General features: G+C 40.7%; 29 protein-coding genes and 1 riboswitch. Of the genes, 17 read left to right on the top strand and 12 right to left on the bottom strand.

The features are described 5' to 3' along the window. Positions 1-31: 31 nt before the first annotated feature. The 5 genes from BFI01S_RS12730 to BFI01S_RS12710 all read right to left on the bottom strand — a co-directional run bounded on the left by BFI01S_RS12730 (position 32) and on the right by BFI01S_RS12710 (position 3,538). Entirely contained in the window at positions 32-331 is a 300-nt protein-coding gene (locus BFI01S_RS12730) for a metal-sulfur cluster assembly factor (protein ID WP_048007882.1), read from the bottom strand. 11 nt (positions 332-342) lie between these two features. Then, positions 343-1,593, bottom strand: a complete 1,251-nt coding sequence (locus BFI01S_RS12725; RefSeq protein ID WP_235831178.1) for a hypothetical protein — start codon at positions 1,591-1,593, stop codon at positions 343-345. A 4-nt stretch (positions 1,594-1,597) separates the two neighbouring features. Beyond that, complete coding sequence (locus BFI01S_RS12720; protein ID WP_061792954.1) at positions 1,598-1,804, bottom strand: DUF2249 domain-containing protein; 207 nt, start codon at positions 1,802-1,804, stop codon at positions 1,598-1,600. After that, positions 1,804-2,043, bottom strand: coding sequence for a DUF2249 domain-containing protein (locus tag BFI01S_RS12715; protein ID WP_048007885.1), 240 nt, complete (start codon positions 2,041-2,043; stop codon positions 1,804-1,806). The genes BFI01S_RS12720 and BFI01S_RS12715 overlap by 1 nt, the downstream gene beginning before the upstream one ends. A gap of 334 nt (positions 2,044-2,377) precedes the next feature. Beyond that, positions 2,378-3,538, bottom strand: a complete 1,161-nt coding sequence (locus BFI01S_RS12710; RefSeq protein ID WP_061792962.1) for an MFS transporter — start codon at positions 3,536-3,538, stop codon at positions 2,378-2,380. Positions 3,539-3,706: 168 nt separating this feature from the next. On the opposite strand from BFI01S_RS12710, the gene BFI01S_RS12705 reads away from it, so the two are divergent. After that, positions 3,707-5,218: a carboxypeptidase M32 gene (locus BFI01S_RS12705; protein ID WP_061792953.1), complete on the top strand. Its 1,512-nt coding sequence runs from the start codon at positions 3,707-3,709 to the stop codon at positions 5,216-5,218. A 65-nt stretch (positions 5,219-5,283) separates the two neighbouring features. After that, the gene (locus BFI01S_RS12700; RefSeq protein WP_061792952.1) at positions 5,284-6,198 is read left to right on the top strand and encodes a DMT family transporter; all 915 of its coding nucleotides are present in this window, start codon (positions 5,284-5,286) and stop codon (positions 6,196-6,198) included. 41 nt (positions 6,199-6,239) lie between these two features. Here BFI01S_RS12700 and BFI01S_RS12695 read toward each other — a convergent pair whose 3' ends face one another. From BFI01S_RS12695 to BFI01S_RS12685, 3 genes are read right to left on the bottom strand one after another with little or no spacing between them, the layout of a single operon-like run. Then, positions 6,240-7,895 (bottom strand): b(o/a)3-type cytochrome-c oxidase subunit 1, encoded by a 1,656-nt coding sequence (locus BFI01S_RS12695; protein WP_061792951.1) that lies wholly within the window; start codon positions 7,893-7,895, stop codon positions 6,240-6,242. After that, positions 7,895-8,371: a cytochrome c oxidase subunit II gene (locus BFI01S_RS12690; protein ID WP_035333556.1), complete on the bottom strand. Its 477-nt coding sequence runs from the start codon at positions 8,369-8,371 to the stop codon at positions 7,895-7,897. The genes BFI01S_RS12695 and BFI01S_RS12690 overlap by 1 nt, the downstream gene beginning before the upstream one ends. A 21-nt stretch (positions 8,372-8,392) precedes the next feature. After that, positions 8,393-8,542: a hypothetical protein gene (locus BFI01S_RS12685; RefSeq protein WP_061792950.1), complete on the bottom strand. Its 150-nt coding sequence runs from the start codon at positions 8,540-8,542 to the stop codon at positions 8,393-8,395. Positions 8,543-8,903: 361 nt separating this feature from the next. After that, positions 8,904-9,005, top strand: a riboswitch (purine riboswitch). A 151-nt stretch (positions 9,006-9,156) separates the two neighbouring features. Between BFI01S_RS12685 and BFI01S_RS12680 the strand changes: the two genes are divergently transcribed. The 11 genes from BFI01S_RS12680 (at position 9,157) to BFI01S_RS12635 (ending at position 20,730) form a co-directional block, all read left to right on the top strand. Further along, entirely contained in the window at positions 9,157-9,759 is a 603-nt protein-coding gene (locus tag BFI01S_RS12680; RefSeq protein WP_061792949.1) for a xanthine phosphoribosyltransferase, read from the top strand. Continuing rightward, positions 9,756-11,066: a nucleobase:cation symporter-2 family protein gene (locus tag BFI01S_RS12675; protein WP_061792948.1), complete on the top strand. Its 1,311-nt coding sequence runs from the start codon at positions 9,756-9,758 to the stop codon at positions 11,064-11,066. Before BFI01S_RS12680 ends, BFI01S_RS12675 begins: the two co-directional genes overlap by 4 nt. A 103-nt stretch (positions 11,067-11,169) precedes the next feature. Continuing rightward, the gene (locus BFI01S_RS23050; protein ID WP_156478343.1) at positions 11,170-11,319 is read left to right on the top strand and encodes a hypothetical protein; all 150 of its coding nucleotides are present in this window, start codon (positions 11,170-11,172) and stop codon (positions 11,317-11,319) included. Between the two features lie 239 nt (positions 11,320-11,558). Beyond that, positions 11,559-12,641 (top strand): type III polyketide synthase, encoded by a 1,083-nt coding sequence (locus tag BFI01S_RS12670; protein ID WP_061792947.1) that lies wholly within the window; start codon positions 11,559-11,561, stop codon positions 12,639-12,641. A 4-nt stretch (positions 12,642-12,645) separates the two neighbouring features. Then, positions 12,646-13,209 carry an isoprenylcysteine carboxyl methyltransferase family protein gene (locus BFI01S_RS12665; protein ID WP_061792946.1) on the top strand — a complete coding sequence of 188 codons (564 nt, stop codon included), beginning with the start codon at positions 12,646-12,648 and terminating at the stop codon, positions 13,207-13,209. Positions 13,210-13,584: 375 nt separating this feature from the next. Beyond that, positions 13,585-17,247 (top strand): dynamin family protein, encoded by a 3,663-nt coding sequence (locus BFI01S_RS12660; RefSeq protein ID WP_061792945.1) that lies wholly within the window; start codon positions 13,585-13,587, stop codon positions 17,245-17,247. A 28-nt stretch (positions 17,248-17,275) separates the two neighbouring features. Beyond that, entirely contained in the window at positions 17,276-18,013 is a 738-nt protein-coding gene (locus BFI01S_RS12655) for a nucleotidyltransferase domain-containing protein (RefSeq protein ID WP_061792944.1), read from the top strand. Between the two features lie 28 nt (positions 18,014-18,041). Beyond that, positions 18,042-18,233, top strand: a complete 192-nt coding sequence (locus BFI01S_RS12650) for a hypothetical protein (RefSeq protein ID WP_061792943.1) — start codon at positions 18,042-18,044, stop codon at positions 18,231-18,233. Continuing rightward, positions 18,230-19,066: a sulfurtransferase gene (locus BFI01S_RS12645; RefSeq protein ID WP_061792942.1), complete on the top strand. Its 837-nt coding sequence runs from the start codon at positions 18,230-18,232 to the stop codon at positions 19,064-19,066. The genes BFI01S_RS12650 and BFI01S_RS12645 overlap by 4 nt, the downstream gene beginning before the upstream one ends. A 91-nt stretch (positions 19,067-19,157) precedes the next feature. Beyond that, the gene (locus BFI01S_RS12640) at positions 19,158-19,760 is read left to right on the top strand and encodes a hypothetical protein (RefSeq protein ID WP_061792941.1); all 603 of its coding nucleotides are present in this window, start codon (positions 19,158-19,160) and stop codon (positions 19,758-19,760) included. A gap of 79 nt (positions 19,761-19,839) precedes the next feature. Next, on the top strand, positions 19,840-20,730 hold the full coding sequence (locus BFI01S_RS12635; RefSeq protein WP_061792940.1) for a 5'-3' exonuclease: 891 nt from the start codon (positions 19,840-19,842) through the stop codon (positions 20,728-20,730). Between the two features lie 75 nt (positions 20,731-20,805). On the opposite strand, the gene sspL is transcribed toward BFI01S_RS12635, so the two are convergent. Continuing rightward, the gene (gene sspL / locus BFI01S_RS12630) at positions 20,806-20,943 is read right to left on the bottom strand and encodes a small, acid-soluble spore protein L (protein WP_026581140.1); all 138 of its coding nucleotides are present in this window, start codon (positions 20,941-20,943) and stop codon (positions 20,806-20,808) included. A 223-nt stretch (positions 20,944-21,166) separates the two neighbouring features. Here sspL and BFI01S_RS12625 point away from each other — a divergent pair, with 223 nt between their 5' ends. Both BFI01S_RS12625 and BFI01S_RS12620 read left to right on the top strand, forming a co-directional pair. Continuing rightward, on the top strand, positions 21,167-21,631 hold the full coding sequence (locus BFI01S_RS12625; RefSeq protein WP_035333569.1) for a divergent PAP2 family protein: 465 nt from the start codon (positions 21,167-21,169) through the stop codon (positions 21,629-21,631). Between the two features lie 114 nt (positions 21,632-21,745). Continuing rightward, positions 21,746-22,009: a DUF6123 family protein gene (locus BFI01S_RS12620; protein WP_048007866.1), complete on the top strand. Its 264-nt coding sequence runs from the start codon at positions 21,746-21,748 to the stop codon at positions 22,007-22,009. Between the two features lie 37 nt (positions 22,010-22,046). On the opposite strand, the gene BFI01S_RS12615 is transcribed toward BFI01S_RS12620, so the two are convergent. The 3 genes from BFI01S_RS12615 to BFI01S_RS12605 form a co-directional block, all read right to left on the bottom strand. After that, entirely contained in the window at positions 22,047-22,967 is a 921-nt protein-coding gene (locus BFI01S_RS12615; protein ID WP_061792939.1) for a DMT family transporter, read from the bottom strand. Next, on the bottom strand, positions 22,960-23,373 hold the full coding sequence (locus tag BFI01S_RS12610) for a reverse transcriptase-like protein (protein WP_061792938.1): 414 nt from the start codon (positions 23,371-23,373) through the stop codon (positions 22,960-22,962). Before BFI01S_RS12610 ends, BFI01S_RS12615 begins: the two co-directional genes overlap by 8 nt. A gap of 100 nt (positions 23,374-23,473) precedes the next feature. After that, positions 23,474-24,151: a queuosine precursor transporter gene (locus tag BFI01S_RS12605; RefSeq protein WP_061792937.1), complete on the bottom strand. Its 678-nt coding sequence runs from the start codon at positions 24,149-24,151 to the stop codon at positions 23,474-23,476. Between the two features lie 184 nt (positions 24,152-24,335). Between BFI01S_RS12605 and BFI01S_RS12600 the strand changes: the two genes are divergently transcribed. Both BFI01S_RS12600 and BFI01S_RS22515 read left to right on the top strand, forming a co-directional pair. After that, positions 24,336-24,992: a reverse transcriptase-like protein gene (locus BFI01S_RS12600; protein WP_048007862.1), complete on the top strand. Its 657-nt coding sequence runs from the start codon at positions 24,336-24,338 to the stop codon at positions 24,990-24,992. A gap of 27 nt (positions 24,993-25,019) precedes the next feature. Continuing rightward, a complete protein-coding gene (locus BFI01S_RS22515) occupies positions 25,020-25,196 on the top strand; it encodes a zinc-finger domain-containing protein (protein WP_076260858.1) in 177 nt (58 codons plus the stop codon). Positions 25,197-25,225: the final 29 nt, after the last annotated feature.

Below are 25,225 nucleotides of genomic sequence, written 5' to 3'. Positions count from 1 at the left end.
AGGCAGTGCCCAAGCGGGCGCTGCCTTCCCTTTAACCTCTCAACAGCTGATTTGCTTCGGGTGTCATACGAGCAGGTGTCCAGGCAGGCTCCCAGACAAGGTTAACCTCCACATCTGAAAACAGCTCAAGATCTTCAATGCAATACTTAACTCCACTGACTATGCTGTCATGCAGCGGGCAACCCGGTGTTGTAAGAGTCATGGTAATAACTGCCTTGTCACCATCGGGAAAATTAATATCATAAATAAGGCCCAAATCAACCACGTTTATATTCAATTCAGGATCCATAACTCTTTTTAGATTGCTGAGAACTACTTCTTTTCGATTCATGTTAATTCCCCCTATTGTTTTAAAACAGAAATAATCAAATAACAGAAAACAATGCTGGCTCCAGCCGTTACAATCTGGCCGGATAGGAACAGGGCGGGCTGTTCACATACGATGGAGACTGTCACACTGAGTATACCGAGAATAAAGGCGGAAAGAACCGGAATGGATGCCTTGTCATTCATCATATCTTTGAGAGAAGGTACACTCCGTTTGCCGATCTCTTTGCTGTATTTCCAGGTCCACCACAAGAATGGCACGATTTTAAATAGATAACCGAGAATGCTCAAAGCTACCCAGAGCATGAGGTATGCAAACACAAGATACCCAACTGCATTTTGAAAGCTTCCGATTAGTGAGCTTATGAATGCTCCAAGGTGGATTGCCAGCCCTGCAGGTATGGCGATAAGAGCATATCGGAATGAATAATCAAGCTTTTTCTTTACTCTTTTCTGCAGGATTTGCAGCATGTGCCAGGTGAAGAAGGCAAATCCGCCAGCCAGGACCAATAAGGCAATAGTAAAAAGAGAATTATTCCCGGTGAAAAAAGAGATAAATGCCGCAGCCAATCCTGCTGCATAAACCATATACACATATTTGGCAGGCTTCATGCTGTAGCCGTGGGACAAGGAAAACATGGGAACCATTTTATAGGAAAATCCAAAAATCAGAAGTGTAAACCAGCCTGCTGTCCCAAGCAGTATGTGGCTTTTAAAAACTGCCTGGTAATCGGTGGAAATAAATCCGGTTTTCATGCTGAAAACCATAAGGATTCCCAATAGAATTGCAGACAGCAGGCTAATTAGTGCAGTTCCTACGAAAAGAGTCAGTACATTAGGCTTTGCCTGCTGCCTTAAAGTCATGAACATTTGCAGCAGAAACATTAAGATGCCTGTTAATGTAATGAGCCCGGGCAGCATTGCACCCGCCGGATTATAAAATAGACTATGCGCAAAATATAATATTCCAAAGGCAGTTACAGTAAATTGTGAAAATCCAAATCTTTCATTCCATATAGGGGTAAGAAAGGCCACCGGAACGAGCTGATACATGGCTCCCATTGCTGTCATCAACGCCCAGCCCAATATAAACAAATGAGCCGCTGACCAAATGGCGGGTATACGGAATTGACTGTTAATTATGGATTCCCCTTGAAAAAGAATGAGCGCCATAGATCCTATTAAGCAGAGCAAGCTGAAAAGTATAAAGGAAAAAGGAAGTTTTATATTGGTCTCATTTTTTGTATTGGCCAGCAACGCGATCACCTGCTTATTTTTTGATTTCTATTAAAAAGCTTCCGTCTTCCAGTTCGGAAGTTACATATCTGCAGCCCATTTCGTCCAGCTGTTCATAAAGAAACATGGGCCGCCTGTCATTTATAATTGATAAGGTTTCTCCCTCTGGCAGATCTTCAAGAGCCGCGAGAGTTCTCATCATCGGCTGAGGCGGTTCCAGCCCCCGGTTATCCAGTTTCATTATGACGTACCTCTCTTAGTAAAGATCACTTTCCAATGCTTCTTTTCAATTTCTTCAGCTTTATATTCAAACCCTTTAGCCTTTAATACTCCAAAAAGAGGGATGGGCTTAAACGGGGCATGAAGGATAAAAACATCATCGATATCAAGTTCAGCAATCGCTGACATGATTTTTTGAAACGGCTCCAATTTATTTTTTAAATCCTCTCTTACATCAAGCTCAATAACTTTGTTTTCCATTCTGATCTCTCCTTCAATCGGCTGATGGATTAAATTAATTGCCAATAACTGAAAATCACCTGCCAGTGAGAATCGTTATTAATTACTTTAAGTTTAACAGCGTGAGCTTTTCAAATAAGTGACATATATCATATTGCAGAGAACATTTTTCAATGTACAAATCCAATGGAACAAAAAAACCCGCAGATGCTTACTCTGCGGATTCTTTCTGTTCTTCTATACATTCAAAACAGATGGTTTCATTTTTTTTCATTATGGACTCCGTTGAAGAATCCATCAAGACAGTATAGGTCTTTCCCGCAAACAGCGCAGCAGCCTACTAATTCTTTCATTTTCAGTCACTCCCGCTTTTTAATATTTGAGGGCTTCTCTTTTTAAAGTATATCGACATGCCGCATACCGTTAACAATAAAATGGCTGCGGCGATTAAAAAACCTCTATCGAATGTTACTCCTAAGAAACCTAATATGGCGGAACCGGCTACCACGCCTAATGAAAAAAAGGCATAGAAGAGGCCAAATGCCTTACCTCTTGTTTTTTCTGTTGTATGATTGGCTATAAGCGCATTAATGGATGGGAATAAAAGAGCAAACCCGGTGCCGTAAAGAACCATGCATAAAAACATGAAACCAAGAGAAGATGCTGAACTTAGCAGGATTAATGCGATTCCTATGATCAGCATTCCGGTAAGCATGCTATTGTGATGTTTATACTTATCAAAGATTTTATTAATGGGCAGCAGAAAAATAAGAATTGCAGTTATTCCAAAAGTGCTTAATAAGATCCCGCTGTACATCGCATCAATTTGCAGAGCTTCTACCTGAAGAGGAAGAAGGTAGGCAAGTGTCCCTTGAGCAAACATGAGAGAAAAGGCTCCTAAATAGCTTGCTGCGAGCATAGGATTCTTAAGTAATGGAAGCATTTTTTCGTGGGAGTTCTCTTTTTTTACATTTTTCAGAGTTCCTGCCGGCAGAAACCGAAAGGCGAGGACTGCGCTGCTGATCATGGTTGCCGCTATAATTAAAAAGACCCAGTTTATAGTGTAATTGGACGCAATCACCGCCCCAAAAGCCGGTCCTATAATGGCTGAACAGCCGACAGCAGCGCCTGATACAGCCATTTTTCTTCCTTGTTTTTCTGAATTTCCGATGTTTGAAATGATTGTGAAAGCCGCAGGGACCAGGAAGCCTCCAAATAACCCGTGAAAAAATCTTACTGAAATTAAATGCAGGGGTGATTCAGCAAATGTATACAGTACTAATATAATTCCAGTTAAGGTTAGGCCGGACACCAAAACTCTTTTTGCTCCGCTTTTATCGATCCAATAGCCGGCTAAAATATTGCCAATCATATTCGAGAAGGAATACATCCCAACAATCATTCCTGCAAATGCGGGTGATGGATTAAATGTCATGGCAAAGGGGCTCATTATAGGAAGCTGAGAAAATGTATCAATAAATGCTGCAATAACGATAAAGTAAATCAAATATTTCATGCTATCTCTCTTTCCGGTTAGTTCACTTTCCACTATTATAACTCTTTGGCAGCCAGGTGAAAAAGAAAAGCAGCCAAAGGGCATAGTTTAAGAAAAAGATTATAGAGACTGCCTTTTCAGAAAAATATGATAAAATGATACTGTAGTAGATACAAAGGGGGAAAAATTGTGGCAGAATCACTAAAACAGACAGAACAGCAATTCCTTGATTATGTCAAAAAAATGATGGCCTATAATGAAGCGATCGGGCTGATGTATTGGGATATGCGGACAGGCGCACCCAAGAAGGGAATGGAACAGCGCTCCGAAGTGATTGGAATGATCTCTTCAGAAGTTTTCAGAATGTCCACTTCTGAGGAAATGGCAGCATACATAGCGAAACTTTCAAGCCGGGAAAATCTTTCTGAAGTAACATTGAAAACATTGGAAGAATGCAAAAAGGATTATGACAGGAATAAAAAAATTCCTGCAGAGGAATATACCGAATATGTCATCCTGCAATCCAAGGCTGAAAGTATTTGGGAAGATGCAAAGGCAAGCTCAGATTTTGAAATGTTCCAGCCTTATTTGGAAAAGCTTGTTGAAATGAATAAAAGATTCATTTCTTATTGGGGATATGAAGGAAACAAATATAATACACTGCTGGATATGTATGAACCTGGCGTAACCGTTGATACGCTTGATCAGGTGTTCGGGCAGCTGAGGGAAAAAATTGTTCCGCTTGTTCAGCAAATCTCTGAATCACAGAATAAACCGGACACCAGCTTTTTATTTGAACACTTTGCCAAGGATAAGCAGCGGGGTTTCAGCCTTAAAATTCTTGATCAAATGGGCTATAACTTTAAAGCGGGACGTCTCGATGAAACTGTTCATCCTTTTGCAACAGGTTTGAATCCTGGTGATGTCCGAGTGACCACCAAATATGATGAAGCTGATTTCCGGACAGCTGTGTTTGGCACGATTCATGAAGGCGGGCATGCTCTTTATGAACAAAATATTTCTTCTGACCTGGTTGGAACTCCGCTGTGCTCTGGAACATCAATGGGAATTCATGAATCACAGTCATTATTTTATGAAAACTTTGTCGGAAGACATCGTTCTTTCTGGAAAAAGAATTATGACCTTCTTAAAGAATATGCAAACGGTCAATTTGATGATGTGTCAATAGATGCTTTTTATCGTGCAATTAATGAATCAAAGCCTTCATTAATCCGTATTGAAGCAGACGAATTAACATATCCGCTTCATATCATTATCCGTTATGAAATTGAAAAAAGCTTGTTTAACGATGAAATTGAAGTTAAAGACCTGCCAGCGATCTGGAATGAAAAATATGAACAATACCTCGGAGTAAAGCCAGAAAATAACGGAGAAGGCGTTCTGCAGGATGTTCACTGGGCAGGGGGGAGCTTTGGTTATTTCCCTTCATACGCTTTGGGTTACATGTATGCAGCACAGCTAAAAAACAGCATGTTAAAGGACTTGCCAAACTATGATGAATTACTTGAAGAAGGCAATTTAATGCCAGTCAAAGAGTGGTTTACCAAGAATGTGCACCAATTCGGCAAAATGAAAAAGCCGCTTGAAATCTTAACTGAAGTCACCGGGGAAGGCCTGAATGCCCAGCATTTAATTGATTATCTGTATGATAAGTACGGTAAGGTGTATCAGCTGAAATAAGTGTTTAATCATAATTTTTGTAAGAGGGTGGTCTCAGTCATCCTCTTACTTCATGGAGAGACATAATGAAGAAATTACTTCCATTTGTAATGATTGCATTAGGAGCAAGTCTATGGGGCATTATTGCTGTATTTGTTAAAGGGCTCGGGGAATATGGATTCTCAGCTATGGAAATCGTGGCTGTAAGAGTGTTTTTTGCGGCCATATTTCTCGTTCTAATAGGGATAATGCGTTTCCGGAACTGCTTTAAACTGGAATCTGCCACTGACGTCCGGTTATTTGCTGGAACCGGGATACTGAGCATCGTCTTTTTTAATTATTGTTATTTCACAGCAATGAACCAGATCAGCATTTCATTGGCAGTCGTTCTGCTTTACACCGCTCCTGCATTTGTGACTGTATTATCCTACCTGTTTTTAAAGGAAGGGATAAATCTAAGAAAGATTGCAGCTGTAGCAGGCACCATTGTGGGCTGCATATTAGTTGCCGGATTATCAGCAGGCAGCAGTGATATTACTCTGCTTGGAATTTTGACGGGATTAGGTGCCGGTTTCGGGTATGCGCTTTATACCATCTTCGGGAAATTTGCGTTAAGAAAGTATCATCCTTTTACAGTTACGCTTTATACATTCCTGGTTGCTTCGGTATTTCTGATCCCGGTAACAAAGCTGTGGACAAAAGCTTCAGTTTTTTTGAACGCTGAAGTTTTGTTTCTTAGTATGGGTTTAGGGTTTGTGCCTACGGTTCTCGCCTATTTTGTTTACACATGGGGACTGGAAAAAACAGATGGAAGCAAAGCAGCTGTGATCGCTACAGTCGAACCAGTCGTGGCCATGCTTTTAGGAGTGACACTTTACGGAGAAAATCTTGGTGCAATCCAGATTGCCGGTGCTTTGCTGATACTCAGTTCGGTTATTATTGTGAATCTGCCTGCAAGAAAGAAAAATGCGGGGATGGCTGCTGACTCAAAGCAGGCTTGAACACTAAAACACTCCGATCCAACTGGAACGGAGTGTTTTTTTTACCATAACTTATATCCCTTGGCCCCTGGAGGTGCATTTTGAATTAAATCGATAAATGGAATAGTGTAGGCAAATAGAATAAGAACAACTGTAATTCCGAGCCACAGCTTCCAGTTTTCGAATACCATCGGCGCCTTTTCTGCTTCATCAGCCGCTTCTCCGACAGGGAACTCCTGCTCGCCCTTTGGCGCGAAGAATGCAAGATTGATAAAGATATAAATCATTAAAATAATTCCAATGAAGAGAATAGAACCTCCGATTGCCTGTGCAACCTGGTATGGAATCCATTCTGCTGCTTGTGGTGCTCCGCCATATTCAGAATATGATGAACGGCGCGGTGCTCCAAGCAGACCGACAGCATGCATAGCACCGGACATGAATGTCATTCCGATTGACCAGATAACTGCCTGGATGATCCCTAATTTATTCATCGCTTTGGTTAATGTTCTTCCAGTCAGATGAGGAATAAGCCAGTAGGAAACCCCAAAGAATGTAAGTACTACAGAAGTTGCTACTGTTAAGTGAAAGTGACCGGTTACCCAAATCGTGTTGTGAACTACCTGGTTCATCTGGTGGGAGGCGTTGACGATCCCGCCTGCACCCGCAGGGATAAAGGCTACCATCCCAATGAACGGAACGACAAATCGTGCATCTCCCCATGGAAGCTTCTTCACCCAGCCGAATAACCCTGTAGCCCCTTTAGAACGGCCAAAGTTTTCGAAAGTAGCAAATAAAGAAAATGCAGTCATTAAAGATGGAATGACAACAAGGAATGTTAAGATAACCTGCAGGAATTTCCATGCCGGATCAATTCCCGGCTCCATTAATTGATGGTGAAATCCGACAGGGATTGAGAACAGCAGGAATAATATAAAAGACAAACGTGCCAATGAATCAGAGAAAATTTTTCCGCCGATAACTTTTGGAATGACAACATACCATGCCATATAAGCCGGCAATAGCCAGAAGTATACAAGCGGATGTCCGAAATACCAGAATAGAGTTCGGCTGACGCCGATATTTACGGTTTCTACAAATCCTAATGACCATGGAAGAAGCTGGAAAAGAACGGTAGATGCTACACCGATTGTTGCCACAATCCACATCATTGTATTGACCAATGACATGAAGGTTAATAACGGACTCGGCTGGCCAGGATTTTTCCTGCGCCATTCTGCATACTTCATAATGATTGCTGCCCCGTCAATCCAGCTTCCCACTATGACAAGTGTTAAACCGATATAGTACAATGCATGTGCCTGAAGAGGAGCATAGAAAGTATAAAGAACTGTAGCCTCATTCAGCAGGATCATAACAGCTGCAAGAACAGTTCCCGCTGTCATCAGCCAAAAACCGATCCAGCCGGTAATGCGTTGTTTATTTGTAAAGGTCCCTGATGTTTTGCTTGTTGCAGCTAACTGGAAGCCCATTATAAAAAAAGTAGTAAGCACAAGTCCCAATACAACACCGTGAACCGTGAGGATCTGGTAATACCCGATCCCTGCCGGAAGCTCGAATTTACCGGAGCGGACCAAAGTCTGCAATAATCCGGCTAGGCCGCCTATTGCTAAAGCTGTAAAAGCAACGAAAAAGTGAGCCATTGCCAATTTTGCGTCGCGAGGGTCAACTTTTAATTTTGCTGAAGGATTAAACATTATTCCACCACCTTAATTTTAGACGACATCATGTGGTGACCAACACCGCAATATTCATTACATACAATTAAGTATTCGCCTGTTTTATCAAATGTTGTCACATGTTCACTGATATAACCGGGTTCAAGCATCATGTTGATATTCGATCCCGCAACTTCAAAACCGTGGACGACGTCTTTGGTTGTAGCGATAATTTTCACTTTAGCCCCATATGGAACCTCTACTTCAGCTGGGCTGTAGGAAAACGCAGAGGCGACGTATACCAATTCGTAATCCCAATCCTTTCCTTCTACCTTTTTCAATCCAGGCTCATTAAATGGAACGGTAGTATCGACCTTTTCAGGGTCAATGGTTGCCAAACAGCTTGGAGGCTGATTGCCCAGGTAAAATGCGCTGACTCCCAGTACTGTTAGAAAAACAAGCAGCGATCCGATTCCAAAAATGAGCCAGGCTTTTTCAAACTTATGCATATGCATGGCTTTTTCCCCTTTCTAACTTTAAAAGCGGCTGATAAATAATAGATAAACGCCTACCCATGTAATAATCAGGAAGAATCCTAATAAGAAAACGGAAGCTAACGTTCCCTTTAAGGAAGAGCTAGCCTTTATTTCAGTTTTCGTTTTACGGCTGAGTTCCGTTTTCGCCATTTTCCTTCACTCCTTTCGAAAATTGGAAAAAGTAAATGATTACACTTTCATAATACAAAACATTTAGGAAGATTCTAGATGCTTTTAGTGAGTTCACAAATTGTTCATTCGTAACTTAAACACTATGATAATGGTGAAAAATTGATATTTAAGTGATTTAAATCACAAAACATAATTGTAAATTGTGAAATAAATGTGAAGATTTACATGAGGCTTCAAAAGAGGGACTAATTATGGAAAAAAATCATACGGAAGATGATGAACTATTTGATTTACGAACAATTATGCATGAAAATATTATTTTTGTTCGCTTTTGATTGAAGGTTTTTGTTGAAGTGTCAGGAAATGATGTTATAATGTTAATAAATTAATAACATTCACTCATATAATCGCGAGGATATGGCTCGCAAGTTTCTACCGGGTTACCGTAAATAATCCGACTATGAGTGAGCAATGTACAGGACGTATTTTGCCATCCTTGTTTGCCTGCAGCTTAGATCCATTAGCCTGAAGGCCATTGCTTCACTCATTTTTATGTTGTGAATGCGATGGGCGTCAGGCTTTTTTTAATGCCCTGAATTATGAAGGCTTTCTAACACAGAGGAGGATGCATAATGGATATGCTTATAAAAAAAATAAAAAGCGAAGGGATTGTTTTATCGTCTTCAGTCTTAAAAGTAGATTCATTTCTGAATCACCAAATTGACCCTCAGCTTATGCATGAAGTAGGAAGAGAATTTGCAGATAGATTCTCAAGCAGCGGGATTACAAAAATACTGACTATCGAATCTTCGGGGATTGCACCAGCTGTAATGGCGGGACTTCATCTGAATGTCCCGGTTGTATTTGCGAGAAAAAGAAAATCTCTCACTCTGGTAAATGACCTGATTACAGCTTCTGTCTATTCCTTTACTAAAGAAGAAACAAGTGAAATCTCTGTTTCAAAGAAGTACCTTTCAGAAAAAGATAATGTTCTTATAATCGATGATTTTCTTGCGAATGGACAGGCAGCATTAGGTCTTGCAGATATAGCGAAAAAAGCGGGATCATCAATAGCAGGGATTGGAATCGTTATTGAAAAAGGCTTTCAAAAGGGCGGACAGCAGCTGAGAGAAAAGGGATTCCGGGTGGAATCTTTAGCTATTATTGACTCTCTTGAAAATGGCTTGATCAGCTTTGAAAAAACAACTGAGAATATGGGGGAATTGATCCGATGAGTCAGAATCCAATTAAAATTGCTTCGCTCGGAATTCAGCATGTCCTTGCCATGTACGCAGGCGCGGTCATTGTACCATTGATTGTAGGAGGGGCACTGGGTTTAACAGGGGAGCAGCTCACCTATCTGGTTTCAATTGATATTTTTATGTGCGGAATTGCAACACTGCTTCAAGTATGGCGCAGTAAATTTTTCGGGATTGGCCTTCCGGTCGTCCTTGGCTGCACATTTACGGCTGTTGGACCAATGATTGCGATTGGCGGTCAGTATGGAATACCGGCAATCTATGGGTCTATACTGGTTTCCGGTATTTTTGTGGTTGCTGTTTCAAAGTATTTTGGGAAACTGGTGAAATTTTTCCCGCCTGTTGTGACAGGGTCAGTAGTTACAATAATCGGGATTACGCTTATTCCTGTTGCTATGAATAATATGGCCGGCGGGCAGGGAAGCCCTGACTTTGGTTCGATGACAAACATCGCATTGGCTTTTGGAACTTTGCTGTTCATCATTATTCTCTTCCGTTTCTTTAATGGCTTTATCCGAGCGATTGCCATTTTGCTGGGATTGGCTGCAGGAACCTTAACATCCTATTTTATGGGCATGGTCGACTTCACAGCTGTTGGTGACGCTTCCTGGTTCCATATGCCATCTCCTTTCTATTTTGGCATGCCGACATTTGAGGTGACAGCCATCCTGACTATGATTCTGGTAGCAATGGTCAGTTTAGTTGAATCTACAGGCGTATACTTTGCTCTGGGAGATATTTGTGAAGAGAAACTGGAAGAAAAGGACCTCTCGAATGGTTATCGTGCCGAAGGACTTGCCATTATCTTTGGTGCTGTCTTTAATGCATTTCCTTATACAACCTATTCCCAAAACGTCGGACTTCTGCAGCTGTCAGGCGTAAAAACAAAAAATGTCATATATACAGCAGGTGCATTCCTTGTACTGCTTGGGCTGGTTCCGAAAATCGGCGCATTGACCACGATCATTCCAACTCCGGTATTAGGAGGCGCAATGGTTGCCATGTTCGGTATGGTAGTCGCCTATGGAATAAAAATGCTCAGCAAAGTGGAGTTCTCCTCCCAGGAGAATTTATTGATCATTGCCTGCTCCGTCGGGATGGGACTGGGCGTAACAGCCGTTCCTGAACTATTCGCGCAAATGCCTTCGAGTGTGCGCATCCTGACTGATAATGGAATAGTGGCAGGCAGTGTGACGGCCATTCTTTTAAACATCGTATTTAATGTTGTTAAAGGAAAAAAAGCAGTTCAGCGTGCTTCTCTTGCGGAGCAAAAGGCTTTATAATTCTCGCTTGCGGCAATCACAATAATATTGGAAATCAATATAATAATCTATCGGTATTTTTACATTTCCGAAGCGATGTTTCTCGCAAGAAAGAGAGTGTAATGTGATGGAGAAATATTATTGTGATAACTGCCGGCTTTTATATAGTGAAGAAGAGGTTTGTGCTGCTTGCGGTATCCTGGTGACGAAAAAAATATATATAGAAGTTCAAAAGCATCATAAAAACCATAATGGATTGGATGCATCAGAATAACTGCGTCAATCGCCGGCCGCATTTCATGGTTTGGTGCGGCACTAAAAAGTAATTGGAAAAGATTTAGTAATGCTATTCATTTAATGATTCATTTATAATAAAGATGCACAACAACTCCTTCAAAACACATTGCTTCCTCCTAATGGGGGGAGCTTTTTTTTTGCTCTTTATCCAATTTTGAAACATAAATTGCTTTTATTTGGAAAAATTAACAGAAAGCAATAGAAGGAGAGTCGCTTATGCCAGCAATTGTATCAGTAGCGGAGGCAATACCTGAATATGTTCTGACACAGGATCAGGTAATGGATTTTGCCAGAGATTTATTTTCCGATTCCTTTAAGGATATTGAACGGCTATTAAAAGCTTTCCATAACGGTCAAATTGAGAAGCGGCACTTTGCAAAGGGACTGGAATGGTTCAAAACAGATAAATCATTTGAAGAACGAAACAATGCATATATTGAACAGACTTTTGAACTGGGAACAAGGGCAATAAAGCAATGTCTGGAAAATGACCTTTTCCTGACCAGAAATCTTCCATGCGATGAAATCGACGCCATCTTTACTATTTCAAGTTCAGGGATTGCCACTCCGAGTATAGAAGCAAGAATCATGAATAAGCTTCCATTCTCTCAGCATACGAAACGAATCCCGATATGGGGGCTGGGATGTGCAGGCGGCGCCTCAGGGCTTTCAAGAGCCTATGAATACTGCCTGGCTTTCCCTGAAGCAAAGGTACTGGTTTTAAGTATAGAATTATGCAGTTTGACCTTTCAGCGCAATGACCGGTCAAAGAGCAATCTTATCGGGACATCTCTTTTTGCTGACGGTGCAGCATGTGCGCTTATAACAGGTGACGAGGCACAAAGGGATTATCAAAAGCTGTCATCCATTCCCAAAATTCGGGGAACCCAATCGACAACCATGCGAAATTCTCTGGATGTAATGGGCTGGGAAGTTAAGAATGAGGGTTTATATGTGGTTTTCTCAAAGGACATCCCATCCATAATAGAGGACTGGCTAAAGCCCAATGTAACTGAATTTCTAAGGGGAAAAGGCATAGAAATGGAAGAGATAAACCATTTTGTTGCCCATCCCGGCGGTAAAAAAGTCATTGATGCTTATCAGAAAGCGCTGCAATTCGATCCTAGTATGACAGGGATTTCACTTGATGTATTAAAGGAGTTCGGTAATATGTCATCTGCAACTATTCTATACGTACTCAAAAGGTTTATGGAGATCGGCAGACAGGGAGATACCGGGCTTGCAACTGCACTCGGACCGGGATTCAGCTCGGAATTACTGCTGCTGGAATGGGAGTGAATACATGCTGTTCATAATTTTTATTACCTTCATCATTTTGCAGAGGGCAGCAGAGCTTGCTGTAGCCCGGAGTAATGAAAAGTGGATGAAAGACAGGGGGGCACTGGAATTTGGCCAGAGGCACTATCCGTGGATCGTAGCGGTTCACGCTTCCTTTTTTGTCTGCTATCTGCTGGAAGTAGTAATCTTTGAAAAAAATCTGTCGCCTTTTTGGCCCATACTGCTGATTCTGTTCTTCTTTACCCAGGCGGGGAGGATATGGGCGCTGTTTTCTTTAGGGAAATACTGGAATACAAAAATCTTTGTCCTGCCGGGAGCTAAGATAGTCAGAAGAGGGCCATACCGGTTCATAAAGCATCCCAACTATGCCATTGTAGCTGCTGAATTTCTCGTGATTCCTTTAATGTTTCAGGCTTATCTAACGGCTGCAGTATTTACTTTGCTAAACATAATGGTGCTATCGGTCAGAATACCAGCAGAGGAAAAAGCACTGAAGGAATTGACAGAATACGAAGAAGCCTTTTTACGATTACGGACTGACCTTAATGAAGATATTAAAAAAGTTTGACAATTTTAAAATCCCTATTGAAAATGATTATCGTTCGTGATAAACTTCTAATTGAATTTGAAAATTATTCTCAATATCATTCCAACAGGAAGGTGCTGCTACATATGACAATTCTATTCGTTGCCGGCACAATTGCTGCCTACTCACTTGTTATGAAACATGTTTTAAATAACGTAGCTAGACCACATACAAGATAATAATTACTTATTGAAACCAGGCTTCCAATGCCTGGTTTTTGTTTTATTATCCCTATTAATTATGTTTTTGTACTGAGAAAAATTAGAAAAATCAAAGATTAATCCATCCTGTATAGGAAAATAAACAAAAATCATTTAAAATAAGAAGTAAATTAAAGTTACAAGGGGATTATTGGAAATGGCCGACACGATTTTGCAACCAGGATTGCAGCAAACTGAATTAATAAACAGAATAACTGCTATATATACATTTGCCCAGAGAAATGGAGATGCCGAGACAGCCCAAAGAGCAAAGGATCTTGTGATTAAGCTAAGGAATCAGGAATTTGCCATAGCTTTTTGCGGGCATTTTTCTGCCGGAAAATCAAGCATGATCAACAGGCTGGCAGGGGAGGATCTTCTTCCTTCCTCGCCGATTCCAACCAGTGCCAACCTGGTCAAAGTCAAATCAGGTGAGGAAGATTATGCGAAAGTAATTTTTAAAGAAGGAAAGCCAAGGCTTTATCCTGCCCCATATGATTACGGACAGGTAAAATCCTATTGCAAAGACGGAGATTCTATCCATTCTATTGAAATTAGCCATTCCGCCGCCAGCTTGCCCAAAAAGGCAGTGATTATGGATACACCCGGAATCGATTCCACTGATGATGCGCATAGAATTGCTACTGAATCTGCTCTTCATTTGGCGGACCTTATTTTTTATGTAATGGATTACAACCATGTTCAGTCGGAATTAAATTTTCTTTTTACTAAAGAACTGACGGCAGCAGGAAAAGATGTTTATCTTGTTATCAATCAGATTGATAAACATCGCGATGAAGAACTCAGCTTTGAACAATTCAAAAAAAGCGTAAAGGAATCATTTGCATCCTGGGGAGTGAAGCCAGCACGGATTTTTTACACCACGTTAAAAGACGAAAACCATCAGGCAAATGATTTTAAAGCACTTCAGAGCTTTATTAACAGCAGCATTGCTGATCGTGAAGAGCTTTTGCCTCAGTCTGTATTTAATTCGTTGAAGAAATTAACAGAGGATCATCTTGAGTTTTTAAGAGACTCTCATGCAGCTGAAAAAGCTGACTGGGAAGAAAAACTGGCAGAACTTGATCAGGATGACAGGGAGCAGCTTCCCGGCAGACTGGAATACCTGGAGAAGCAGTTAAATAAGCTGAATTCTTCCTTACATGAAGCTGATATAGAGGTAACCGGTAAATTAGATGAGATTTTGAAAAATGCTTATTTAATGCCTTTCCAAACGAGGGAACTGGCTGAATCATATCTTGAATCGTGCCAGCCTTCCTTTAAGATTGGCCTGTTTTTCAGCAAACAGAAAACGGAGCAGGAAAGGTCATTGAGGCTTGACCGCTTCTATGAGGATTTATCTGAAAACGTTAAATCTCAGCTGGAGTGGCATATAAAAGAGCTGTTTTTACAGCAGTTCAAGAAGCATAATATCCATGATTCTGAAAAACTTGCACAAGTTCAGAGCTTCAAGCTTAACTTTGAACAAGCTGTTTTAGCTGAAACGGTAAAATCCGGGGCAATGGTTTCAGGTGACTATGTTCTGCAATATACAAATGACACAGCTGAGGCTGTAAAGAGAATTGCCAAAAAGAACGCAGCTTCTTTAAAGAATGCACTTCTAGAAGCACTCGAAGAAAAAAACAGTCAGGAACAAACTGCGCTGGTTCATGAAATTCACACCCTTAATGCTTACGCTGAAGCATTAAATGCGCTAAAGGCCATCCATGAAAAAATTAATAAGGCATCAGCGGGAATGAAAGTCTATTTGACTGGTGAATTTAATACTCATGAGTTTCAGGAAAAAGCCCAGATGCTTGCAGCAGAAGAAGTTGATGAAGCTGAAGTTGTTTTCCTGAATGAAGATAAAGCTGAGAAAGAACAGGCAACCCGGAAATCTGAACTGTCACCTGATGAAGAGCCTGAAAAGGAAGCGGTTGCTGCAGTTGCGGTACAGCCTGTTATTGAAAAGCTTCGATATACTGCTGATGCAGTAAAGGAGCTCCCTGGCTTCAGGAAGCTTGCAGCTGATTTGGCAGATAAAGCATCAAGGCTTGAGAGCAAAGAATTCACAGTTGCCCTTTTTGGTGCATTTAGTGCAGGGAAGTCTTCCTTTGCCAACGCTTTGATCGGGAATAAGCTTCTTCCTGTTTCACCGAATCCGACGACAGCTGCTATCAACAAGATTAAGCCTGTTACAGATGAATATAAACATGGAACCGTGCTTGTTAAAGTTAAAGATTCACATACACTTTTAAATGATATCAATCATTCCTTGAAGGTGTTTGATTATTCAGCAGGAAACTTCGATGATGCTGCCGCCGCAATTAAGAAGATTACTGGGGAAAACCAGGATTTTGATGCAAGTGAAAAGACACACTTTGCATTTCTTAATGCCTTTATGAAAGGGTACAATTTCTTCACTGATAAGCTGGGGGAAATCATTAAAGCTGACTTGGATGAGTTTGGGGATTATGTTGCCAATGAAGAAAAATCATGCTTTGTTGAAACGATTGAAGTTTACTTTGACTGTGAACTGACAAGGCAGGGAATTACCCTGGTTGACACACCCGGCGCTGATTCGATTAATGCGAGGCATACCGGCGTTGCATTTGAATATATTAAAAACTCGGATGCGATCCTTTTTGTCACTTATTATAATCATGCCTTCTCAAAAGCGGATAGAGAGTTTCTTATCCAGCTGGGGAGGGTTAAGGATACCTTCTCCCTTGATAAGATGTTCTTTATTGTCAATGCCATTGACCTTGCGAATAATGAGGAGGAAAAAGATTCGGTTCTCCAGTACGTTGAAGAACAGCTGGTGCAATACGGAATCCGCCGTCCTAATTTGTCTGGCATTTCAAGCCTTCAAGCTCTGGCAGAGAAGCTGGATAGCAGCAAAGAGGAAGTATCCAATATCAGTTCATTTGAAAAAAGCTTTTACTTCTTTATTAATCAGGATCTGCTGAATATTTCCATTTCATCAGCAGAAACAGAGTGGAGGCGCCTATTAGCCCAGCTGAGGTCTTATATTTCTTCCTCACAGGAAAATAAAGAAGTCCGGATCGAAAAGCTCAAACAGCTTGAGAAAGAACATAAGGATATTACTGCGATTATCAGCGGACAAAAACCTGAACTGCTTTCCCAAAGGCTTGAACAGGAAACAGATGAGCTCGTCTATTACATCAAACAGAGGGTATTTCTCCGTTTCTATGACTTTGTTAAGGAGGCCTTCAATCCTTCAGTTCTGAAAGATGACGGAAGGAATTTAAAGAAAATGCTTAAGTTGGCACTGGACGAATTCCTTGCAAGCTTTGGATTTGATTTTGCCCAGGAGCTTCGTGCTACAACATTAAGGCTTGAATCCTATATATCCAAATTGATCGCTCAGCAGCAGGAGACTATTTCGAGAAAAGCCTCCAATGTAAACAGTGATTTGACTTTTAGCACATATGAGCCCTTAAAAATGGAAAGTATTGAATTTGAATCAGCATTTTCCAATGAAGACCCGAACCAATTTAAAAAAGCTTTGTCCTACTTTAAAAATCCAAAAGCATTTTTTGAAAAAAATGAGCGCAAGCAATTAGCTGATGAACTGGAGAAGAACCTGCAGGAACCTGCAGACCGTTATCTGCAGGCTGAAAGCAGCAGGCTGAAATTCCATTACAGCAGCCAGCTGATGACTGAATTCGAGCGGCTGCTCAATTCGCTGATTGAACAGAACAACGAATATTATGAAGGAATTACGGCTGCTTTAAAAGATGATTTCCCAATTGAAGAGCTGAAAGAAATTGAGAGGAACATTGCACAGTACGAATAATAGGTATTGAAAGGTTGCTGCTTTTCTTATGGAAAAATGGCTTTCTGCTGCTGAAGAAAAATATAATATAGACATCCTGTTTGCATGTGAAGCAGGAAGCGGGGCCTGGGGGACAGATGATGCGGAATCAGATTATGATATCCGCTTCATCTTTAAACATAAGGACCTGAAAGCATATCTTTCCCTTGAACGTGCCAAAGAGGTTATTGATTCAGATAGCCCTTATGATGCGCACGGCTGGGATATTTTTAAAGCATTTGACCTTATGCAAAGTATATTCGAATGGGCATACTCACCCATCATCTACAAGGATAGGGATGGCTTTTCAAATAGGCTAAGGAGTATCGCGGAAAAAGAGTTCTCACGGTATAAGTTATTCCAGCATTACACCCAGCTATTTTCCCGCAATCTTGGGGAAGCGGCTAAAAAAGAGGGCTTTACAATTAAGAAACAGAAGCTGCTAATCCAGGCGATAAGAGCCTGCCTCATTTCAAGGAAGCTGCTACAGCAAAGCAAAATTAACGGAGATTTTTTGTATACAGGTCTCTTTTGCTTAAAGGAAGAGGATGAGATTACCCGCTTTTATCAGACTCTGGTTAATGCAAAACAACGCGGGGATCTTATTCAGGAGCATCTAGCTAATCAAATAGCTGATACACTCGAGTCAGAAAGGGAATTCCTCTATACAGCCGGTGAATCAATGCCTATAGGAAAAGGCAAAGTATCCGGACTGAATAAATGGCTTTGGGAACTGCTGAAAGTTTAAAATCATTCTGAGAAGTAAAGGGAGAGCTATGGAGAAAAATTTATTTCATGCATGTGCAACCTGCGTAAACTTCCATCCTGAAAAGCGTAAAGAAGGAATGGTTTATTTTTGCAGCAGACTGGGCTATGAAACGAAACCTGGCTATCAATTTAACTGCTGGACACCAAAGGAACATATAAAACGCCTGATGGAAAAGAGAAAAGGGGAGAACCTTAAATGAAGTATCAGGTAGAAAAGGAATGGGTAGTAACTAAACTGGATGATCCTAATATCCGAATTGCCGACTGCCGCTTTAAACTTGGGTCACCTGAAGAAGGGCGCAGCTTATATAATCTCAGCCATATTCCCAATGCCGTGTATTTTGATTTAGAGAAGGATCTGTCGGGCCCTGTTAGAGAACATGGGGGCAGGCACCCGCTTCCAAATCCCTCTCAATTTAAAGAAGTCCTGGAGAAGGCTGGTATCAGCAGGGATACCACAGTAATTGCCTATGATGGAGGAGAAGGGGCTTTTGCCGCAAGGTTCTGGTGGCTCCTCAGGTATTTGGGACATGATAAAGTTTATGTATTGAACGGCGGATATAAAGAATGGGCTGAAAGCGACTATCCTTTGAATAATAAGATTCAAAGCTTCGGGCCAGCTGACTTTAAAATCGATCTGCGGCCTGACATACTTGCCTCATACGAAGAAGTTAAAGAATATACCGGTAATCAGGATACTGCTGTAATTATTGACTCGAGAGAGGAAAAGAGATACCTGGGACTGGAGGAGCCAATTGATAAAAAAGCCGGCCATATCCCTGGAGCAATCAATAGAGTTTGGCTTGAAGCGTATAAAAATGGCAGGTTTAAAGAAGCAGAGGAACAGGAAAAACGGTTTGCAGACATCGATAAGAATAAACCTGTAGTTGTTTACTGCGGTTCTGGGGTAACAGCAGCACCTAATTTTCTGGCATTAAAGGAAGCTGGCTTCCGTAATGTTAAATTATATGTTGGAAGCTTCAGCGATTGGATCTCTTATGACGGAAATAAAATAGAAACTGTCGAAAAATAGAGGAATCCCTTTAAAAAAAAGGGATTTTTTTACTGTTAAAATTATTATATAATTTAAAAGGTTTAATAGATTTTGAAAATGGAGTGGTTAAATGAATACTTCGGGCTACACGATAACAAAAAAACAAAGAACTGAAACAAAACAAATATTGGTAACGACTGCAATCATTCTAATATTGTCAGCAATTTTTATTCCTATATTTTTACTTTCACCATTTCAGGCACAATTTTTCAGACCTGAAGGGACCTGGGTTTTCGAAGCGCCTAAAGCTGCTTATGTTACATTTAGCATAGCTTTGGCATTGATGGGGATCTTTATCCTAGTGGGGGTTTGGCTGCACAGTGCTGAAAAATTTGGCAGGATTGCGAAATTTATTACAGGAGCCGGTTTTTTGTTTTCACTGGCTACAGTTATCCTCAGTTTTGATTATTACCACTATATTGATAAGAATGGTGTCCATTTTAATACATTATTCAGTTTGAAGGAGAAGCACTATAATTGGCCGGAAATCAAACATGCCAGGCAAACGGTCATAAACAAAATGGGTGTTATGTCTGATGATGAATTAATCTTTACCTTTAAAGATGGAACTACATATGCGTATCCATTAAATAATAATGTCCGAAATGCGCGAATCGCTACTTACTATGAACTGGAAGAACATGGAGTTGAACTAATAAGGGAAACAGAATAGGGCTGTAAAACTTTTCAAGAGAAACGGAGAGTTTCCCATGATATAATAGTTGTTATGATTATAATCGGGAGGCGGAAAAATGAACGAGAAAAAACCTTCACTGCTGCTGGTTGATGGAATGGCTCTGCTGTTCAGGGCATATTTTGCAACAGCGATGTCCGGTCAATTTATGATAAATTCAAAAGGAATACCTACAAATGGAGTTTACGGATTTGTTAAACACTTTTTAACGGCTGTTTCTTCCTTTAGCCCGACTCATGTGGCCGTTTGCTGGGATATGGGAAGCAAAACCTTCCGTACGGAAATGTTTGATGCCTATAAAGCAAACCGTCCTGAAGCTCCAATTGAACTTGTGCCTCAATTCGATTTGGTAAAAGAAGTCGTGGAAGCTTTTGATGTTCCAAATATTGGCCTTGAAGGATATGAAGCTGATGACTGCATTGGCACCATTGCAAGAAAAGCAAGCCAGGAAGCGGAAGTACTGATCCTTACTGGCGACCAGGATATCCTTCAGCTTCTGGATGATAATATTTCTGTCATTTTGCTGCAAAAAGGCTACGGCAATTATCTGGTGCATACGACAGAAACCTTTTATGAAGAAAAGGGAATAACACCGAAGCAGATGATTGATTTGAAAGCCTTCATGGGAGATACAAGTGATAATTATCCCGGAGTAAAAGGAATTGGCGAAAAAACAGCGCTTAAGCTGCTTCAGCAATTTGAGCATATCGAAGGCGTATTAGAAAATCTGGAACAGCTAACAAAAGGACAGCGTGCCAAGATCGAACAGGATCTTGAAATGCTCCACTTGAGCAGGCAGCTGGCCGAAATAAAATGCGACGTTCCTGTTGAATGCCCTCTTGACCTCGCCCAATTCACAATGAACCGTGAAAAGGTCCTCGAGAAATTCACTGAAATTGAATTCCGCGGCCTTCACAGATTCCTTGATATTAAAAAGGAATATGCATAAATAAAGCTCCAGGCTTAGCCTGGAGTTTTTTTATGCATACATCGAAAAAAGCCGCACGTGGCGGCCATCCTAATATTATTTAGTATTTTTCTTCTTCGCTGCATTCTCCAGCTTGCTTTTAGGCTCTTCTGCAAATTCAGCATCCTGTCCGTATCCTTGCGGGTTTACGCCAGGTGCTTTTTTTCCTCTGTTTGTATGTCCGTTTTTACTCATCTGATTCACCTCCTAAGCCAGCAATTCTTCATTTGATAAGCTTATTATTGTTAAAGTCTTCGGGTTTTAATCATGTACAGGCAGGGTACAATTTAGCAACTGATGCGGTGAATTATTTCTTCAGATCCGGTTTATATTACTCCTCAAAATCCAATCTATTTAGCGTGTGAAGGAGGAATAATAAAAGTCTGCATACTTAACACTAATGATGAGGTGAGTTTTTATGAATAAGGGAGTTTATATTGCTCTTTTAAGTATAGGGCTGGCACAGGGCCTGAAAATTCCGATCCACTACGTGAAAAAGGGAGAACTGCGTCCGGATTTATTTTTCCAGACAGGAGGCATGCCAAGTTCCCATTCGGCAGGCGTATCGTCTTTAACCACGTTTATTGCTTTAAAGCGGGGTGTACCAACGGTGGATTTTGCTCTATCACTGGTTTATGGCCTGATCGTAATGTATGATGCACAGGGAATCAGGCGCCAGACAGGTGAGCTTACCTTAAAGGTAAACAGTCTGGGTGAGCTGGTTGATAAAATTCACAAAGATGAAACCGTAAAATTTGAGGAAGAAGGTCCAAAAAAGCTGAAGGAAATGCTTGGCCACCAGCCTGCTGAAGTATTAGGAGGAGCACTCCTGGGTGTATTAACCGGAACACTTGGTTACCTCCTTACTAAAAAGAAAAAATAGCTGCTCACTTGAGCTTACAGCGCCCCTGCTTCATGCCGAAAAAAGGTAGATAAGTGTCGAAAAATCAGTTAAGATTTAAGAATACAGGAGGAGCAGGGGAAGAGGGTAAATACAATGAAGACAGTTGAAGAATATTTGCATTTTTTGCAAAGTAAAGGTTTTCAATTCAGGGAGGACGCAGTTGGCTTCATTTACTTTGGCAAACATTATACCAATGCTTCTGACGAGCTGGCCAATGCAGCAATAGAACTGACATTAAAGGCACAGAAATCATTTGACGGAAGTTTCTACGTTTCTTTGCTGGAGACTTTGGTTTCAAAGAATATAACCAGCAGGCGGGAAGCAATAAAATTTGTAAAAGAAAAAGCAATCATCTAAAAAGGCGTGTCTGTTTCGAGAACACGCCTTTTTTGAATTATGAAGCTGTTTTTTTTCTGAAGGTTAAAAACGTTTTCTTAGCAGGCAGTTCTGCAAAAATCATTCCCGCAAAAATAAGCAGACAGCCGGCCAGGGCACTAAACGAAAGTCTTTCATTCGCCCACATAAATCCTGCAGCTGCTGCAAACACAGGCTCCATAGCGAAAATCAGGGCAACTCTTGTTGGTGTTGTGTACTTCTGAAATGCCGTCTGTGCAAAGAATGCGATAGCGGTAGCAAAAAGTGAAGTCACAATAAGCGCAGTAACCACATTGGCTTTAAATAAAACTTCTGTCTCCAATGCCTGCTGCCAGTCTTCAGTGATCAATGCGAAAATAACTGATAATACTGCCACCGAACTTACTTGGATAACCGTTAATAGCAGGGCAGGGTATTTGCTGCTGTATTTACCTGTAAAGATAATATGGAGAGCAAAACCGACAGCACAGATTAATACATAGGCATCACCAATATTCAACGGGGCATTATCGGTCATGGTTAGAAAATATAGTCCGGCCGTCGCGATTGAAACTCCGATAATGGCATTGAATCCCGGCTTGATTTTTAGCAGCATTAAAGAAAAGACTGGAACCATTACTACACTTAACCCTGTAATAAAGCCCGCTTTTGAAGAAGTTGTGTGCAGCAGGCCGATCGTTTGAAAGGCATAGCCTATAAATAAAAACAAGCCCATAATAACTCCGGATATTAAAAGCTTTCTATCCATCTTCTTTATCTGTTTTCTTTCAAAAATAACAAGCCATCCGCCCAGAATTAAAGCGGCCAGGAAAAAACGGACACCATTAAAAGAGAATGGCTCAAGAAAAGCAATGGCGTTTTGTACTAGCACAAAGGTGGTTCCCCACACAAAGGCAACCAGCAAAAGGCTTACATCTGCAAATATTACTGATCTATTCATGATTTTCCTGACCTTTCACTTTGTTTTTGTGAATGGCAGCTCTTGCTAATTCATCCGCTGCCTTGTTTTCAGAGCTGGGAACCCACTTCATAAAAAATATATCAAATTTTCCTGTAAGCTCCAAAGCTTCTTCAAGCAGTGGGGCAAACTTTTTATTTTTTACAAATTCTTTTTCAACAGCACGGTTAACAAGCTGTGAATCCGTTCGAAACGAAACAGTTTTATATCCCTTATCAATGCATAATTTCAGTGCATGAATAAATGCACGGTATTCTGCTTCGTGATTTTCCATGCAGCCCAATGCGATGGAAAAGCGTTCAACCTGGCCATTATTTTTTATAAATATGCCTGCACCGCTGGGACCCGGGTTTCCCGCACTTGCTCCATCGATATATACTTCAATCAATTGAATTGCCTCCTGATTTTAACACTATAATAGGGTAAACTAAATGTAGTTTATCACAAAAATAGTTGATACTGCAGAAAAAGGATACCTAAACGGCATCCTAATCTTTTACTGGGAAACGTTTAGCAATATAGCCAAACGGGGTATCAAGTACAGCTACTATAAATTTCAGCAAGTAAGTTGTGATGAAAATTTGAATCCATTCTTCCAGGGAAAATACACCGAGGAAGGCAATGCTTGTAAATACAAGGCTATCCAATAGCTGGCTGATCATGGTGCTGCCATTATTCCTGATCCAAAACTGGCCGTCTTTTGGAAATTTCTTTTTTAAATAGGTAAAGATATAAACATCTGTAAATTGGCTGACTAAATAGGCAGCGAGGCTTCCTGCAGCAATTCGCGGCAGAACCGAGAAAAGAGTGCTGAGAGATTCCTGTGCAAAATCCGTTTCATGCGGTTTGAACAGTAATACCATCTGCATGATTAGGGTCATGGACAGAAGAGTAAAGAAACCGAGCCATACAGCTTTTTTCGCTTCTTCTTTTCCGTACTTCTCATTTAAGATATCTGTAACAAGAAAAGCTGTACCATACATAGCGTTGCCTAAAGTGGCGGTCAGCCCGAACATTTCAATTGTTTTTACGACTTGAAGGTTGGCCATGACAGTGGAGAAGCCGATCCACACGAAAAGACCAGTCTTTCCGAACAGGCGGTACATCGCCAATACTAAAATGAAATTAATTATTGCAAAAAGCAATCCAAACCATTCATTAAACATCAAATTCCTCCTAGTTTTGTTAATGCGGGAGTTTTCGAACCGCAGAATATAAAAATGTCATTGACCATTATACCTTGAAATATACTCATTTAGTAATAAACAAAGGAAAGTATAATAAGTTCAACTATTGCAAACAGTTCTAATAATGATAACCAGCTAATAAAGTACAGAAAGGCTGACCTCAATGAAATATAAATTAGAATGGAAATATAAACTTAAAGGAACTGAGGATATTTTGTTTACTTCAGACCTGATCGATGGTGAAACTGCTTTGCAGGCTGGTGAAGATATTGAAAAGTCGGGCAAGGGCAAAGAGGTAATTTATTATGATGAAGCCGGCACTTCCTGGAGCACAAAGGAAATGAAAAAGCTTCTTATGGAAGTTGAAGAGGACCCTCATGATATTACCGTATTTTTTGATGGCGGCTTTAATAAAGATACCGGCCAGGCCGGACTCGGTGCGGTCATTTATTTTAAACAGGGCAAAAAAAAGTATCGTGTGCGGGCAAATGAGCTTTTTGATGAGATGGATAATAATAATGAGGCAGAATATGCAGCAATTTATTACACCCTGAATCTGCTTGAAGAAATGGGCGTTCATCATATGACATGTGAATTTAAGGGGGATTCCCAGGTAGTATTAAAACAGCTTGAAGGTGAATGGCCTTGTTATGAAGAAAATCTGAATCGCTGGCTTGACCGGATAGAAGAAAAGATTAAAAAGCTGGGCATACTGCCAAGATATAAATCCATTCCGCGCAATGAAAATAAAGAAGCGGATAAGCTGGCAAGCCAGGCACTGCAAGGGAAATTTATTAACAGCAAAATGCAGATCATATAATCGCAAATAAGGAAGGCGTGAACCGTTTTGAGCAGAAAGGAAATTATCAATGAAGTGGAGGAGCTGATAACCAGTTACTGCAAAGACTGCTTCCTTCATAAACATCATAAAGATGAAAAAGGGCGCAGATATGCCCATCGATTTTGCATTACAGAGTGCACTGTCGGTGAGAAAATAAAATCGATAGGAAGCAAGCTTTCTTAAAGAGAAACTTCAATCAGTGGGAGGCTTTA

The sequence above is a fragment of the Cytobacillus firmus NBRC 15306 genome (assembly GCF_001591465.1).
Taxonomy (GTDB): domain Bacteria; phylum Bacillota; class Bacilli; order Bacillales; family Cytobacillaceae; genus Cytobacillus; species Cytobacillus firmus.
Note: the sequence above shows the minus strand (reverse complement) of the source record. Positions and strands in the feature narration are given on the sequence as shown.

What these genes read in the sequence shown, in the direction of transcription:
- BFI01S_RS12730 (WP_048007882.1), bottom strand. Translation starts at nt 331, where the DNA reads ATGAATCGAAAAGAAGTAGTTCTCAGCAATCTAAAAAGAGTTATGGAT.
- BFI01S_RS12720 (WP_061792954.1), bottom strand. Translation starts at nt 1,804, where the DNA reads ATGAAACTGGATAACCGGGGGCTGGAACCGCCTCAGCCGATGATGAGA.
- BFI01S_RS12715 (WP_048007885.1), bottom strand. Translation starts at nt 2,043, where the DNA reads ATGGAAAACAAAGTTATTGAGCTTGATGTAAGAGAGGATTTAAAAAAT.
- BFI01S_RS12710 (WP_061792962.1), bottom strand. Translation starts at nt 3,538, where the DNA reads ATGAAATATTTGATTTACTTTATCGTTATTGCAGCATTTATTGATACA.
- BFI01S_RS12700 (WP_061792952.1), top strand. Translation starts at nt 5,284, where the DNA reads ATGAAGAAATTACTTCCATTTGTAATGATTGCATTAGGAGCAAGTCTA.
- BFI01S_RS12695 (WP_061792951.1), bottom strand. Translation starts at nt 7,895, where the DNA reads ATGTTTAATCCTTCAGCAAAATTAAAAGTTGACCCTCGCGACGCAAAA.
- BFI01S_RS12690 (WP_035333556.1), bottom strand. Translation starts at nt 8,371, where the DNA reads ATGCATATGCATAAGTTTGAAAAAGCCTGGCTCATTTTTGGAATCGGA.
- BFI01S_RS12685 (WP_061792950.1), bottom strand. Translation starts at nt 8,542, where the DNA reads ATGGCGAAAACGGAACTCAGCCGTAAAACGAAAACTGAAATAAAGGCT.
- BFI01S_RS12680 (WP_061792949.1), top strand. Translation starts at nt 9,157, where the DNA reads ATGGATATGCTTATAAAAAAAATAAAAAGCGAAGGGATTGTTTTATCG.
- BFI01S_RS12675 (WP_061792948.1), top strand. Translation starts at nt 9,756, where the DNA reads ATGAGTCAGAATCCAATTAAAATTGCTTCGCTCGGAATTCAGCATGTC.
- BFI01S_RS12670 (WP_061792947.1), top strand. Translation starts at nt 11,559, where the DNA reads ATGCCAGCAATTGTATCAGTAGCGGAGGCAATACCTGAATATGTTCTG.
- BFI01S_RS12665 (WP_061792946.1), top strand. Translation starts at nt 12,646, where the DNA reads ATGCTGTTCATAATTTTTATTACCTTCATCATTTTGCAGAGGGCAGCA.
- BFI01S_RS12660 (WP_061792945.1), top strand. Translation starts at nt 13,585, where the DNA reads ATGGCCGACACGATTTTGCAACCAGGATTGCAGCAAACTGAATTAATA.
- BFI01S_RS12655 (WP_061792944.1), top strand. Translation starts at nt 17,276, where the DNA reads ATGGAAAAATGGCTTTCTGCTGCTGAAGAAAAATATAATATAGACATC.
- BFI01S_RS12650 (WP_061792943.1), top strand. Translation starts at nt 18,042, where the DNA reads ATGGAGAAAAATTTATTTCATGCATGTGCAACCTGCGTAAACTTCCAT.
- BFI01S_RS12645 (WP_061792942.1), top strand. Translation starts at nt 18,230, where the DNA reads ATGAAGTATCAGGTAGAAAAGGAATGGGTAGTAACTAAACTGGATGAT.
- BFI01S_RS12640 (WP_061792941.1), top strand. Translation starts at nt 19,158, where the DNA reads ATGAATACTTCGGGCTACACGATAACAAAAAAACAAAGAACTGAAACA.
- BFI01S_RS12635 (WP_061792940.1), top strand. Translation starts at nt 19,840, where the DNA reads ATGAACGAGAAAAAACCTTCACTGCTGCTGGTTGATGGAATGGCTCTG.
- sspL (WP_026581140.1), bottom strand. Translation starts at nt 20,943, where the DNA reads ATGAGTAAAAACGGACATACAAACAGAGGAAAAAAAGCACCTGGCGTA.
- BFI01S_RS12625 (WP_035333569.1), top strand. Translation starts at nt 21,167, where the DNA reads ATGAATAAGGGAGTTTATATTGCTCTTTTAAGTATAGGGCTGGCACAG.
- BFI01S_RS12620 (WP_048007866.1), top strand. Translation starts at nt 21,746, where the DNA reads ATGAAGACAGTTGAAGAATATTTGCATTTTTTGCAAAGTAAAGGTTTT.
- BFI01S_RS12615 (WP_061792939.1), bottom strand. Translation starts at nt 22,967, where the DNA reads ATGAATAGATCAGTAATATTTGCAGATGTAAGCCTTTTGCTGGTTGCC.
- BFI01S_RS12605 (WP_061792937.1), bottom strand. Translation starts at nt 24,151, where the DNA reads ATGTTTAATGAATGGTTTGGATTGCTTTTTGCAATAATTAATTTCATT.
- BFI01S_RS12600 (WP_048007862.1), top strand. Translation starts at nt 24,336, where the DNA reads ATGAAATATAAATTAGAATGGAAATATAAACTTAAAGGAACTGAGGAT.